Origin of the sequence: Pseudoalteromonas sp. OF7H-1, from assembly GCF_022347825.1 — a bacterium.
Classification (GTDB): Bacteria; Pseudomonadota; Gammaproteobacteria; order Enterobacterales; family Alteromonadaceae; genus Pseudoalteromonas; species Pseudoalteromonas maricaloris.
The window spans coordinates 39,072-52,384 of the sequence record NZ_JAKRFX010000024.1 but is presented as its reverse complement, the minus strand read 5'-3'; the positions used below and the strand labels follow the sequence as shown (position 1 = coordinate 52,384).

Annotated in this window: 12 protein-coding genes; 6 read left to right on the top strand and 6 right to left on the bottom strand. The window is 42.4% G+C overall.

Translation table 11 applies throughout. The annotated features are described in order from the left end of the window. Position 1: 1 nt before the first annotated feature. Positions 2–1,174: an efflux RND transporter periplasmic adaptor subunit gene (locus tag MHN30_RS21840; RefSeq protein ID WP_039495769.1), complete on the bottom strand. Its 1,173-nt coding sequence runs from the start codon at positions 1,172–1,174 to the stop codon at positions 2–4. Positions 1,175–1,592: 418 nt separating this feature from the next. Between MHN30_RS21840 and MHN30_RS21835 the strand changes: the two genes are divergently transcribed. Further along, complete coding sequence (locus tag MHN30_RS21835; RefSeq protein WP_010604874.1) at positions 1,593–2,195, top strand: TetR/AcrR family transcriptional regulator; 603 nt, start codon at positions 1,593–1,595, stop codon at positions 2,193–2,195. On the opposite strand, the gene MHN30_RS21830 is transcribed toward MHN30_RS21835, so the two are convergent. The 4 genes from MHN30_RS21830 to MHN30_RS21815 form a co-directional block, all read right to left on the bottom strand. Next, entirely contained in the window at positions 2,179–4,023 is a 1,845-nt protein-coding gene (locus tag MHN30_RS21830) for an ABC transporter ATP-binding protein (RefSeq protein ID WP_239361121.1), read from the bottom strand. The two genes, MHN30_RS21835 and MHN30_RS21830, sit on opposite strands and share 17 nt — an antisense overlap. A gap of 89 nt (positions 4,024–4,112) precedes the next feature. After that, complete coding sequence (locus tag MHN30_RS21825) at positions 4,113–5,300, bottom strand: hypothetical protein (protein WP_239361119.1); 1,188 nt, start codon at positions 5,298–5,300, stop codon at positions 4,113–4,115. A 178-nt stretch (positions 5,301–5,478) separates the two neighbouring features. Continuing rightward, the gene (locus tag MHN30_RS21820) at positions 5,479–5,925 is read right to left on the bottom strand and encodes a DUF3010 family protein (RefSeq protein WP_010604871.1); all 447 of its coding nucleotides are present in this window, start codon (positions 5,923–5,925) and stop codon (positions 5,479–5,481) included. 34 nt (positions 5,926–5,959) lie between these two features. Next, positions 5,960–6,952 (bottom strand): endonuclease/exonuclease/phosphatase family protein, encoded by a 993-nt coding sequence (locus MHN30_RS21815; RefSeq protein ID WP_010604870.1) that lies wholly within the window; start codon positions 6,950–6,952, stop codon positions 5,960–5,962. A gap of 229 nt (positions 6,953–7,181) precedes the next feature. On the opposite strand from MHN30_RS21815, the gene thrS reads away from it, so the two are divergent. The 4 genes from thrS to rplT all read left to right on the top strand — a co-directional run bounded on the left by thrS (position 7,182) and on the right by rplT (position 10,469). Continuing rightward, complete coding sequence (thrS, locus tag MHN30_RS21810) at positions 7,182–9,092, top strand: threonine--tRNA ligase (protein ID WP_239361117.1); 1,911 nt, start codon at positions 7,182–7,184, stop codon at positions 9,090–9,092. Positions 9,093–9,148: 56 nt separating this feature from the next. After that, a complete protein-coding gene (infC, locus tag MHN30_RS21805; RefSeq protein WP_017217300.1) occupies positions 9,149–9,712 on the top strand; it encodes a translation initiation factor IF-3 in 564 nt (187 codons plus the stop codon). 181 nt (positions 9,713–9,893) lie between these two features. Further along, positions 9,894–10,094 (top strand): 50S ribosomal protein L35, encoded by a 201-nt coding sequence (gene rpmI / locus MHN30_RS21800; RefSeq protein WP_010604868.1) that lies wholly within the window; start codon positions 9,894–9,896, stop codon positions 10,092–10,094. Positions 10,095–10,109: 15 nt separating this feature from the next. After that, positions 10,110–10,469, top strand: coding sequence for a 50S ribosomal protein L20 (gene rplT / locus MHN30_RS21795; protein ID WP_010376973.1), 360 nt, complete (start codon positions 10,110–10,112; stop codon positions 10,467–10,469). Between the two features lie 95 nt (positions 10,470–10,564). On the opposite strand, the gene MHN30_RS21790 is transcribed toward rplT, so the two are convergent. Beyond that, complete coding sequence (locus MHN30_RS21790; RefSeq protein WP_239361116.1) at positions 10,565–11,398, bottom strand: SDR family oxidoreductase; 834 nt, start codon at positions 11,396–11,398, stop codon at positions 10,565–10,567. A gap of 126 nt (positions 11,399–11,524) precedes the next feature. Here MHN30_RS21790 and MHN30_RS21785 point away from each other — a divergent pair, with 126 nt between their 5' ends. Then, positions 11,525–13,312 carry a M14 family metallopeptidase gene (locus tag MHN30_RS21785; RefSeq protein ID WP_239361139.1) on the top strand — a complete coding sequence of 596 codons (1,788 nt, stop codon included), beginning with the start codon at positions 11,525–11,527 and terminating at the stop codon, positions 13,310–13,312. The last annotated feature ends 1 nt before the right edge of the window (position 13,313 follow it).

Below are 13,313 nucleotides of genomic sequence, written 5' to 3'. Positions count from 1 at the left end.
ATTATTCCCCTTGCTCGCTCACAGACACTGGCATACCAGGGAAAAAGATCCTCGCCATACCTTCAACGATGACAGGTTGACCTTCTTTTAAGCCTTCGCGAATAACCCACATATTCTCATTGTTAAGCTTGACCCATTCACCAACTTTGACCGGCGCAGGTAGGGCTACGGTTGCACCTTGTTCATTTTTGGTAGCAATGTACACAAATTTCCCCGTACCATTGTCTAGTACGGCTCTTTGTGGAAGTACAACGGCATTATTGCGTACCGCACCAGAGAGCTTAACTCGCACAAACTGACCCGGTCTTAACTCGCCATTTTCATTAGGAATACGAGCTTGTAACTCACTGGTACCCGTAAAGCGGTTTACCCGAACGTCGCTAAAGTTTACTTTACCGGCTTGTCCGTATAGTGAACCATCTTGCAGAATAATCGTGGTATCAAATTCATTATTTTCCGGTAATGACAAAGAGCCATTTTCTACATCTTGGCGCATTGTTAGCTGCTCACGCTCTGAAAAGCCGAAGCGAGCACGAATGGTGCTAATGTCGGTAAGTTCAGTTAATAGCACACTCGGACCAGAAACATAACTGCCTTCTGACATCAGTTCACGACCAACAATACCAGAAACAGGTGCTTCAACTTTGGCATATTCAAGGTCCAGCTTAGCTTCACTCAACGCGACTTTTGCAGATTCTAAATTCGCAACTGCAATATCGTAAGCAGATACTGAGTTATCAAAGTCGCGCTTTGATACTGAACGCTCGTTCTTCAAACGCTCAAGCCTTTCGCTCTCGCGCTTAGTTTGATCAACGTTTGCTTTTGCTGCCTGAAGTGCTGCCTGCGCTTTTTCTACCGCTAATTCAAAAGGTTTAAGCTCGATGGTGAATAATGAATGACCAGCTTTTACAAACTGACCTTCCTCAAAGTTGCGAGATTCGATGATCCCAGACACTCGAGAACGAATTTCGACTTCTTTATCACCCGCGAGAGTGGCCGGAAGTTCGATATCGAAAGGCACTGATTGAGTAGTAACTTGTTGTACACTCACTTGCGCAGGTGGCATTGCATGGCCCCCTTGCTGTGGTGCTTCTGAACACGCTGACAAAGTGCCTAACGTGAGCATTAAAAAAGATAGGTGTTTAACACGACTGCGTATTGATGCTGGATACATGAACACTCCAATTCCTATATTATCATTTTATGCTGCCCCGGCTTCGACGGGGAACTACCTTGCAATTTGCCTTTAATAACGCACACTCAACTGGATGCAATCAGTCAAGTGACTTCATTTCATACCTTAACCACACCAAAGTAAAGGCTATTTGTTCGACAATTAAACAAGTAAACGGTAGTGTATACTTAAAGAAATAAAAGGTAAACGGTTGCGTGTACTTTTCTTCAATTTAGGTATACGATCATGTGTACTTTTTATTAACGACTTTATTGATTAAAATAAAGGGAATGTTGATTTATTACGAAGAAGGCTTATCTCTGTATAGAGAGGTGATTCTTGGTATACAACTGACCATGTGAGTAGCAGCTATCAATGGCTCGCTTTTCCCACTATTAATTAAAGACAGAATAAGTAAATGACGCAACTTTCACCAAAACAGCAGTCAATTTTATGTGCAGCGATAGAAGAATTCGCTCAAAAAGGCTTGCAGGCGACGACGATGGAGTCGATCAGTCAATCAGCGGAAGTATCAAAGCGCACGTTATACAAGCATTACTCGACCAAAGACGAGCTCTTTGATGCCGTTGTTGAGCTTCTAATTGAGCGAATTAAGCCGATAACTGCGATACAATTTATCCCAAACTATGACTTTTCAGTGCAACTGCAACATCTTGCGAAAAGCGCAATGACTTTGTTGAATGACGAGGATTATATGCGTTTGTCGCGTATTGTGATGATTGAATCGATGCGTAGCTTTGAGCAAGCACAGAATTTAAATGAAAAGTTTAGTCATTGTGAAGCCGCGATGATCCAATGGTTCGAAGATGCTGCGAATTCAGGGTGTCTTGGTAGTTTTGATGCGGACTTTGCTGCAGCGTACTTTTGGGGCGCACTGAAAAAGCTAGGCTATTGGGAACGCGCGATAAAATGGCAAGCTCCGCTTCCAGAAGCAGAGCTTGATATATTAGTTGAAAAGGCGGTCTCGCTATTTTGTAATGGCGTTACTCAACGCCAATAAATCCACCGGTTTGATGTGACCACAGTTTGGCGTAAATACCACCTAAAGCTAGCAAGGATTGATGGCTTCCTTCTTCTACTATCCGACCTTCATCCATAACGATTAGTCTGTCCATTTGTGCAATCGTAGATAATCTATGGGCAATTGCAATAACAGTTTTACCTTCCATCAGTGCATCTAGGCTCTCTTGGATAGCTTGCTCAACCTCAGAATCCAAGGCTGAAGTAGCTTCGTCTAAAATTAAAATTGGCGCATTTTTCAGTAATACACGGGCAATGGCGATACGTTGGCGTTGGCCACCTGATAGTTTCACACCGCGTTCACCTACTTGTGCGTCAAAGCCAGTATTACCGTGACTGTCTTCTAAGTCTTGGATAAAATCGTAAGCCTGCGCTTCTTTTGTTGCGGCTATTAATTCTTCTTCTGATGCATCAGGGCGACCATAAAGAATATTGTCACGCACGCTGCGATGGAGCAAAGAAGTATCTTGCGTCACCATGGCGATATGACGTCTTAAGCTTTCCTGTTTTACTTTCGCAATATTTTGGCCATCTATTTCGATGCTGCCGCCGTCGGTATCGTAGAATCTCAGTAATAAGTTCACTAAGGTCGACTTCCCCGCACCTGAGCGGCCAACTACACCAATTTTCTCGCCGGGTTTGATATGTAGGTTCAGGTTGTCGATGACGTTATGTTGTCTCGCTGCATCTTTACGCTTATAAGCGAAGGTAGTGTTACAAAAGTCGATTTTTCCGGCTTTAAAATTTAACTGCGGCGCTGTTTGTTGGTCAACAATATCAAGCGGTCTGGAAAGTGTGTTCATGCCGTCTGCAACGGTACCAATATTTTCGAATAGACCGCTAATTTCCCACATTATCCACTGCGCCATGCCATTTAGACGTAAGGCTAAACCTACTGTAATCGCAATTGCACCAGCGGTTATTGCATTAAATGACCATAAGTAGATTGAAAGCGCGGCAACGGAAAATACCAGCAGATAATTTAAGGCCTGAATACTAACATTTAAACTAGTTGCTAAGCGCATTTGCTTATATACAGGTTGAATAAACACATCCATGCTGTCTTTGGCATATTCTTCTTCTCGTTTGGTATAAGAGAAAAGCTTTACGGTTGAAATATTGGTGTAGCTATCAACTATCCTTCCCGTCATTTCTGAGCGCGCGTCAGCCTGCTCACTAGAAACGCGTTTTAGTTTAGGAACAAAATAGAATTGGAAACAGATATAGCAGCCAAGCCAAATAACCAAGGGGATCATCAAACGTATATCACTGCTTGCAACAAGCGCGAGCATTGCGGTGAAGTACACTAAAATATATACCAGTACATCGAGTAGTTTCATGACTGATTCGCGCACAGCTAGGGCAGTTTGCATCACTTTAGTTGCAATACGTCCTGCAAACTCGTCTTGATAGAATGTCATAGACTGCTTTAGCAAGTAGCGGTGTGCCTGCCAGCGAATAGCCATTGGGTAATTACCCAATAAACTCTGATGCAAAATGGCGCTGTGAAAAAAGACTAACAGTGGCAGCGCCACTAACGTGATCACAGACATTCGGATTAACTCGGTTTGTTTGGCTTCAAATAGAGTTTGTGGTGTATAAGTGGAGAGCCAGTCAACCAAATCACCCATAAAGCCAAATAATGTTACTTCCAAAATTGCGAGGATCGCAGCACTTAGCGACATAAATAATAAGGGTAATTCCATTCCCTTAGTATAGAAGCGACAGAAAGCCAACAAACCTTGTGGTGGCTGACCAACTTCTTGCTCGGGAAAGGGTTTGGTAAAGCGTTCAAATACTCGATACATGGATGATCTCTAAATTTGTTCAGAAGCTAGTCTACCTTGATAGTATGAAATGCGCGAGTCACAGATTGGTGCTCAATTTGCACTAATGATTATAGTTGTTTTTGGTTGAGTAGTTTTTGTGTAATGAGCTCACCAGTGACAGCATCATAGCTACTCAAAGTCAGTGGCGTAGAATAGTGCTTTAAATAGACCTGATCATGTGGTTTTTCTACTGTAATTTTGTCGATTGGGACGAGCTTATTACCGTCATCGACAAAAAATGACAGCTCTAAATAGCATGGAAAAACCTTTTTACATACACCGAGAGACTGTTTTTGTAGATCAAACGTTGAGGAAAGCCAGCTTGGCCTATTATTGATTTTCGTGGTTTTGGGCCAAGTTACAGAAAGATCAAATCGTTGCGGATCTGAAGAGTAGTGCTGAGATTGGCTTGCTACTCGTGCGAGCAGCAAAGGAGTATTGCCACTCACTGATTGAACCTCAGATAAGCGAACCTGATCAACGGTGAGCGGATTAATTGTCAATGTTTGTTTGAGTTCACTCGCCAGTTGGTTTTGCTCATCTAGTTGAGAAAATCCGAGGTGAACGAGTAATTTTGCATCACGATTGTTATCAAATACTTTTTCTTTTAAGTGTTCAGCCGCGGCTTTGGCTCTACCTTGTTGTGAGTCGTGATCGTAACTAATAATCTCGTAGCCAAGTGATTTGGCTTCAAATATCAAGCTAGCGTAAGTCGCTTCCATGGTGTAGATCCCATGTTCGTATGTTGTAAAGCCATGTTTATTTATTTGCTGCTCAACGCTTACCTGCGGGGTGAGTGCTTCTAATGCAAGATAGCGATAGCCTTGTTCATATAAAGGCTTCAATAGGGCAATCGTTAGGGCTCGGTGTTTAGCATTATGATACGCTTCGTTTACCATAGTAATATGCGTTTCAGTTGCCTTTTGCTCTATGATTTCTAGCGCAGGAACTAGCCGATAATCGTTTAGCAACATATCTGGATTGATCACCCCAGAGGTGAGTTTTTCTGCTTCAAAATAATTGCCGACGATAGAATGATAGGTTGCTGCATATTGAATGTTTGCTGAGCTGCTATCTAAATGCCCTTTGACTGGAATTTGGCTTTCGAGTGACCGTGTGTTTTCAAACACACGTTTATCTGAGTTAACACCAAAGATTAAAGAAGCAGGGTTAGCGCTTGAATTTGCTAATGCTGTTACGGATATCAGCGAACATGCGCTAAAAATAACGGCTTTTCCATATTGTTGAGGTAACACCTAAATCCACTCCTTGCGGTTTATTACGGTTATATTAATAGCATAAAAGCGCAGAGGGCTGAATCAAATAAAAGCAAATTTTTTGCAAGTATTTAATATTTGAATTATTTACAGGGGAGAGAAGTGTGGAAGCAAATAAAAAGGCCAGTAGCTAAGTAACTGCTGGCCCTTGATATGATTATTCTTCTTTGCCGTATGTTTTACGAAGAATATAAACATAGGCATTGATGAAAGCTTGCTCTTGAAACTTTTTCAACCCAGTGTCTTCATAGTCAACAGGAATTGGGTTTCTTTTTAATTGCTCTTTAACTTCAGTGCCAGAAAGTAACTGCACGTCCACGCCTGAAATTAACTGGATTGCAGCTTCCATTTTAAAACCAGCCGCACTACCTGCGAATTTACCTTTGTGTGGGCGCTGACGAATGGCGATAGAATCTACGCCGTAATCTTCTACTAGTTTTGCAAAGTCGAATTGGAACTTGCGCATTTCATCAAGTTCTGTCCCTTGGTTACTTAACGTAAAGCGGCGCTGACGAATGTCTCTAATATCAAAAACATCATCTTCTTTCGTTAGCATACAAAGCAGAGCTTCGCTGCCTGAAATTTCAACCCCAAGTGTTCTCATTTTCGTGTCCAGATTATGCAAAAATTGAATTATCTCACAGTGTTATTTCTATTGCTATCGCTGCATGGTCAGAATAGCAAATATCTTCGTCCATACGCTTCGGATCAAGGTGAGCATCGTAACTGTAGTAATGTAACGACTTCACCCTGGGCGTTTCTCGGTTGGGATTGAACTCTTTTGAACAAAGAATGTAATCAAGTACGTTACCTTCACCTTGATAGTAATGACTGGCTGGTTTTTCTTTGTGGTTGTTGTCGGCGTAAAGAAAACTGTCAAACAACCCGACACTATCAAAGCCATTACTAGCAAGGACGGGTGGAAAGGCTTGCGTCATAAAAGATAATGCGGGGCTGTCTAATGCATCATTGAAGTCGCCCATCACCAACGTTGCAGCCTGTTTCTCCCTTTGTGTTTTTAATGCATCGTAATAAATGATGGAAGCTTCGAGCGAACGTGATATCTGCGACTGCATCGTACCGACGGTTTCGTGAAGCAATGTAAGTAGCGGGTCATCTTGATTGGAATCTCCCAGCATGTGGGCCATTGAATGTACGCGTTGAGACTTAAAGTGCACGGCATAACACGCGAGTAACCCAAAGCCTGGAATGTCGAACTTACATTTTATCGGGGTGCGATTGAATTTAAACTGATGTTGATTATTAAGGTATTCGAGTAATTCGGGGCAGGGCTCTAACGGCGCAAAAGATTTAAATGGTAGTTTTGATGCGATAGCGACTACCGGTTTAAACAGTACCGATGGGTATACGTGATCAGGACTTGGCGCATCGACTGTGGCAAAGTGAACAAGACCTAAGTCTTCGCACAGCATCTGTAAGCTATCAGGTGAAAAGACTTCTTGAAACACAATGACATCGGGGTTTATATGCTGAATGAGTCCCGTAATAAACTGAGTTTTGGTTTGCCACTGTGTTTCATTATAGTGCTCATGAAGTTGATAAAAAGAATAAGGCGGCGCTGCAAAATTTAGTAGATTAAAGGTTGCAAACCGATATCGCTTTTTGGCCACGAATAATCCCAAAATAGTTTTTGTAAATTAATAGATTAATTTTAGCTCTAGGCTTGCACTTAGCCAAGTAACACGCGAGAATAGTGATTCTTATTCGAAAGTCCTCGGATGAGCCGCGATAATTCGCGCAAGACAATGCTTATTCGTAAAAGCGTTGATAGGCACACTTTAAAATTAATTAAATACATGTGATGCATTGTAGGTGTCACCACTGTAAATAGGATTTATCATGCCAGTTATTACTCTCCCTGACGGCAGTCAGCGTATTTTTGAAAACCCTGTCACTACTCTAGAAGTCGCTCAAGACATCGGTCCCGGCCTTGCGAAAGCAACGATTGCTGGCCGTGTAAATGGCGTTCGTGTTGATGCTTGTGACCTCATCGAAAATGACTCAGCGCTTGAAATCATCACCGCAAAAGACGACGACGGTCTTGAGATTATTCGTCACTCGTGTGCGCACTTGATTGGTCACGCTGTAAAACAATTGTTCCCAGAAGCTAAGATGGCGATTGGTCCTACCATCGACAACGGTTTCTATTACGATGTTGACCTAGAGCATTCGCTTACTCAAGAAGACCTTGGAGCGATTGAAAAACGCATGTTGGAGTTGGCAAAAACCGACTACGACGTAGTAAAGAAAAAGGTGAGCTGGCAAGAAGCGCGCGATGCATTTGCAGCACGCGGTGAAACCTATAAGATGGAAATCCTAGACGAGAATATCTCGAAAGATGACCGCCCAGGTTTATATCACCACGAAGAATATGTTGATATGTGTCGTGGTCCGCACGTACCAAATATGAAGTTTTGTCACCACTTCAAGATTATGAAAGTGGCGGGCGCATACTGGCGCGGCAACTCAGAAAACAAGATGTTACAGCGTATCTACGGTACAGCTTGGGCTGACAAAAAGCAGCTAAAGGCGTATCTTAAGCGTTTAGAAGAAGCTGAAAAGCGTGATCACCGTAAAATTGGTAAAGCACTCGACTTGTGGCATTGGCAGGAAGAAGCGCCAGGCATGGTATTCTGGCATAATGATGGCTGGAGCATTTATCGTGAGCTTGAAGATTTTGTTCGTGAAAAACTACGCGAATATCAGTACGAAGAAGTAAAAGGTCCGTTGATGATGGACCGTGGCTTGTGGGAAAAATCAGGTCACTGGGACAAATACTCAGATGCTATGTTCACGACTGAGTCAGAGAAACGTGAGTATGCTATTAAGCCGATGAACTGCCCAGGTCACGTGCAGATCTTTAACCAAGGTTTAAAGTCATACCGTGATTTACCATTACGTATGGCTGAGTTTGGTTGTTGTCACCGTAATGAACCATCAGGCGCACTACATGGCTTGATGCGCGTTCGTGGCTTTACTCAAGATGATGCGCATATCTTCTGTACAGAAGAGCAAATCATGGATGAAGTATCTGCCTGTATCAAAATGGTATATGACACTTACTCGACATTTGGCTTTGAAAAGATTGTTGTAAAACTTTCGACTCGTCCAGAAAAGCGCATTGGTGAAGACGAAATGTGGGACAAAGCGGAAGCTGCACTGGCTGAAGCGTTAAAAGTTAACAACATCGAGTTTGAATATCTGCCGGGTGAAGGGGCGTTTTATGGTCCTAAGATCGAATTCACGCTGTATGATTGTTTAGAGCGTGCGTGGCAATGTGGTACAGTGCAATTAGACTTCGCACTACCAGGTCGTTTAGGTGCAACTTATGTTGCGGAAAGTAACGAGCGTAAAACACCAGTTATGATCCACCGCGCAATTCTGGGTTCACTAGAGCGCTTTATTGGAATTCTAACGGAAGAATATGCTGGTCAGTTCCCAACTTGGCTTGCGCCGAAACAAGTTGTGATCATGAATATCACGGATAAACAAGCGGATTATGTCCACGAAGTTGTACAAAAGTTGAATAAACTTGGAATAAGAGCTTGTGCCGACTTGAGAAATGAGAAGATTGGTTTTAAAATCCGCGAGCATACTTTAAAACGTATACCTTATTTACTCGTGGTGGGTGACAAAGAAGTCGAGCAACAAGAAGTTGCAGTAAGAACCCGTACTGGTGAAGATTTAGGTAAATTATCGATTGATGATTTCATCGTTAAAGTTAGCGAAGAGATTAAAAATCGACTATAAATATAAACTTGCGTGTACTTTACTTTTTCTGGTGCACGCATTTACTTTTGAATTTTTTGGAGGAACGTACCATTAGAGGCGGCAAAAAAGGGCAAAATAACGCTCAGAAAAATCGTATTAACGAAGAGATTACAGCGAAAGAGGTTCGCTTAATTGACGCTGAAGGCGAGCAAGCTGGCATTGTCTCAACAAGAGACGCACAAAACATGGCGGACGAAGCAGGTCTAGATCTGGTTGAGATCAGTCCAAATGCTGAGCCACCGGTTTGTAAAGTGATGGACTACGGTAAGTTCCTTTTTGAAAAAGCAAAAATCCAAAAAGAACAAAAGAAAAAGCAAAAGCAAATTCAGGTTAAGGAAGTTAAATTCCGTCCTGGTACAGATGTTGGTGATTACCAAGTCAAGCTACGTAGCCTTCGCAAGTTTCTTGAGGGTGGCGACAAAGCTAAAGTCACAATTCGCTTCCGTGGTCGTGAAATGGCGCACCAAGAGATTGGTATTGATCTACTAGAACGTATCAAGACTGAATTGGAAGATATCGCATCAGTTGAGTCTTTCCCGAAAAAAGTAGAAGGTCGTCAGATGATAATGATGATGGCGCCTATTGCTAAAAAGTCTTAATCTCGGCATAATACGCATCGAATTTAACGCAGGTCTCAAGTGCTAACGCCACCTGCGTTATCCGGTTTTAAAGTAAGGTATTGATCCTTCACCGGTTTTAGGTAGTAAGCTAGGCCTACAAGTGAGTTTATCTCCGCCTACTTACATTGTGTTAAAGCAATATCATTCGGAGTTATTGCAAATGGCTTATAAGCTAAAATCACACAGAGGTGCTGCTAAGCGCTTCAAAAAGACTGCTTCTGGCGGTTACAAGCGTAAACAGTCGCATCTTCGTCACATTCTGACTAAGAAATCTTCAAAGCGTAAATTACACCTTCGTGCTAAGTCTATGGTTCATAAGAATGACCTAGGCCTAATCGATCGTATGTTACCATTCGCTTAATAGAGGATATCAGAAATGGCAAGAGTTAAACGCGGCGTAGTTGCACGTGCACGTCACAAAAAAGTATTAAAGCAAGCTAAAGGTTACTATGGAGCGCGTTCACGCGTTTACCGCGTAGCTTTCCAAGCGGTAACTAAAGCTGGTCAATATGCTTACCGTGACCGTCGTGCTAAGAAACGTACTTTCCGTCAACTATGGATTGCTCGTATCAACGCAGCTGCACGTCAAAATGGTCTTTCTTACAGCCGTTTCATCAATGGCCTTAAAAAGTCATCGATTGAAATCGATCGTAAGATCCTAGCTGATATCGCAGTATACGACCAAGTAGCTTTCGCAGCACTAGTTGCTAAAGCAAAAGATGGTCTAGCTGCTTAATAAGCAGAACTAGAATTAGTCTTAGGACTAAACCTGGTATTGAAAAGGAGCCTTAGGCTCCTTTTTTAGTTTGATATTCGTTATCAACGCAAGCGTTAGCGGTTTTTTATTAAGATTTTATCCAGCATCTTACTGCTCAATATTCGTTTTAAGTATCCCATCAAATAGGTCGGAAACGTAACGTAATATCTCGGCTTTGCAGTCTTCGCATTCAGTGCGTGTTGCAGCGCTTTATAAACAGCTTCTGGTCCTAAGGTAAATTTTTGCGGTGCTTCTTCTGAGCCCAAGCGGTTAAGCTGCGCCTGATATGCTTTGTGATGTACACTATTTTCGTGATCGATATTCGCTAAAAAGGCGTGTTTCGCGTTCTCTCTAAATTTAGACACGATCGGACCTGGCTCTATAAGGCTAACTTGAATATTGCTGCCTGAAAGCTCCATACGTAGGGTGTCGGTAAGTCCTTCAAGTGCAAATTTACTCGCGTTATAAGCGCCACGATATGGCAGAGCGACTAATCCAAGTACGGAAGAGTTATGAATAATGCGGCCCGCGCCTTGCTTACGCATTTGCTCAACTGCGAGACAGGTGAGCGTATGCCAACCAAAAAAGTTAACTTCAAATTGTTGCCGTAACACCTCTGTAGGCAAGTCTTCTACCGCACCAGGTTGGCCGTAGGCACCATTATTGAATACCGCGTCTAGCTGACCATTTGCGATTGTCAAAGCTTGGTTAAAGCCATCATTTATACTTTGCTCGCACGCTAAGTCGAGCAAAATACATTGAATGTCTGTGCCTTCAAATTTATTCAAGTCTTTTGCATTTCTAACCGAAGCAATAACTTGATATCCTGCTTTTGACAATTGCACAGCGCAGTAATAACCAATCCCGCTAGAACAACCTGTGATTAAAATTGATTTTTGTACGCTCATTTGATCCCTAAAGTTATGGTTATCTGCGATTAACTGCAAATTTTTGTTGAATCACCGCACATTGTAAGCCGATATCTAAAATATTGATATAATTGGCAGATAAAAGCAGAGGAATAGAGAAATATGATGAGTTCCAGCATTATTATGCTTACTGCAATGCTAGGTATGAACGGTCATTTACCACCTTTGATAGAGTGGCAGGGCAAAAGTGAACAACTATTACAACAACAGGGCCCATTAACGACTGATTTTGAACTAAGCGGTGCGATAAACTCTCCTGATTATGCAGACACGATGGCATTCGTTGACCGCCTAGTGGCTGCCAATCCGACCCAATTTAAGCTAGAGACGATTGGGCTTAGCAATAGTAATCGTGCGATTAAAATGATTGTTGCAACGGAGCAGGGCGGTGACAAGTCAAATGTTATTAATAATGGTAAGCCAACCATTTTAGTACAAGCTGGTATTCATGCCGGAGAAATTGACGGTAAAGATGCAATGTTTATGTTGCTTCGCGATGTTGCAACCGGTAAGCGCCGTGATATTTTGACGAAAGTGAATTTACTCTTTATCCCTATTCTCAACGTCGATGGGCATGAAAGGCGCAGCGAGTTTAACCGTATAAATCAACGCGGCCCGACTGTTATGGGCTTTAGAACCAATGCCAATAACTTAAATTTGAATCGTGATTACACTAAATTGGATACGCCAGGAGTTAAGGCGGTCATGCAGGTGATTAACGAATATAATCCGGATCTGTACATCGATGTTCATGTAACGGATGGCGCAGACTACCAATACGATGTCACTTATGGTTTTAACCCAACTTTTGCAAGTGAGTCACCAGCAATAGCTGAGGTGTTAGAGAATCAGATTTCGCCACAAATTAATGCAGCGCTTGCCGCTCAAGGGCATATTCCAGGTCCACTTGTATTTGTGATGGATAAGCGAGACTTTAAAAAAGGGTTGGCTGGTTGGGTGGCAACACCACGATTTTCAAATGGTTGGGGAGATTTAAAGGGACTGCCGACCATACTGGTAGAGAATCACTCATTGAAGCCCTATAAGCAGCGCGTGTTAGGCACTTATGTGTTTATGGATGGCGTTATCAGTGGCCTTTCAAGCAATATTCAGGCATTACGAGAAGCGGTTCAAAAAGAGGCTGAATTCACACCGAAACAATTGGTTGTCGAACGCAGCTATGCAAAAGAGCCGGACTACATTCAATTTAAAGGCATCAAATACAAGCAGTTTGAAAGTGCATTGTCTGGTCATTTGGAAGCTAAGTATTTAGGCGAGCCGCAAGACTATGAAAAGCTGCCAATTTATTGGCAGAAGGAAGTAAAAACAACGGTGAATGTACCTGAGCAGTTTTACATTCCACCAGCATACCCTGAAGTGATCGAAAAATTAAAGTTGCATGGAATAACCGTTTCTACACTACCAGATGGAACGGTAGTGGAAAAAGTAAGCCAAGCTACAGTAAAAGACTACAAGTTCGATACTGCTCCTTTTGAAGGGCGCTTTAGAGTGAATGCGACTTTCGACATTGAGGAACTCTCAGACAAGGTCGATCTCAGTGGGTGGTATAAAGTAGCAACGGCACAAAAATCTGGAGAGTTGGTGACTCACTTACTACATCCAGAGGCGCCTGACTCATTTTTTGCTTGGGGGGAGTTCAATACTATTTTCCAACGTACAGAATATGTTGAAAATTATGCACTTGAACCTTTTGCGCGAAAAATGCTAAAACAAAATCCAGCAATGGCGCTAGCCTTCGATAAAAAAATACGTGAAGACAAGCAATTTGCAAACGATCCAAAAGCGAGGATGGAGTGGCTTTATGCAAGAACTCCGTTTTATGATAATGCGTATCTTAAATATCCTGTTTTGATGTCGTTTGGAGCAAACTAAC

Bases quoted from the DNA above. Each gene is read 5' to 3' on its own strand.
- MHN30_RS21840 (WP_039495769.1), bottom strand. From the start codon at position 1,174: ATGTATCCAGCATCAATACGCAGTCGTGTTAAACACCTATCTTTTTTA.
- MHN30_RS21835 (WP_010604874.1), top strand. From the start codon at position 1,593: ATGACGCAACTTTCACCAAAACAGCAGTCAATTTTATGTGCAGCGATA.
- MHN30_RS21830 (WP_239361121.1), bottom strand. From the start codon at position 4,023: ATGTATCGAGTATTTGAACGCTTTACCAAACCCTTTCCCGAGCAAGAA.
- MHN30_RS21820 (WP_010604871.1), bottom strand. From the start codon at position 5,925: ATGAGAACACTTGGGGTTGAAATTTCAGGCAGCGAAGCTCTGCTTTGT.
- thrS (WP_239361117.1), top strand. From the start codon at position 7,182: ATGCCAGTTATTACTCTCCCTGACGGCAGTCAGCGTATTTTTGAAAAC.
- rpmI (WP_010604868.1), top strand. From the start codon at position 9,894: ATGGCTTATAAGCTAAAATCACACAGAGGTGCTGCTAAGCGCTTCAAA.
- rplT (WP_010376973.1), top strand. From the start codon at position 10,110: ATGGCAAGAGTTAAACGCGGCGTAGTTGCACGTGCACGTCACAAAAAA.
- MHN30_RS21790 (WP_239361116.1), bottom strand. From the start codon at position 11,398: ATGAGCGTACAAAAATCAATTTTAATCACAGGTTGTTCTAGCGGGATT.
- MHN30_RS21785 (WP_239361139.1), top strand. From the start codon at position 11,525: ATGAGTTCCAGCATTATTATGCTTACTGCAATGCTAGGTATGAACGGT.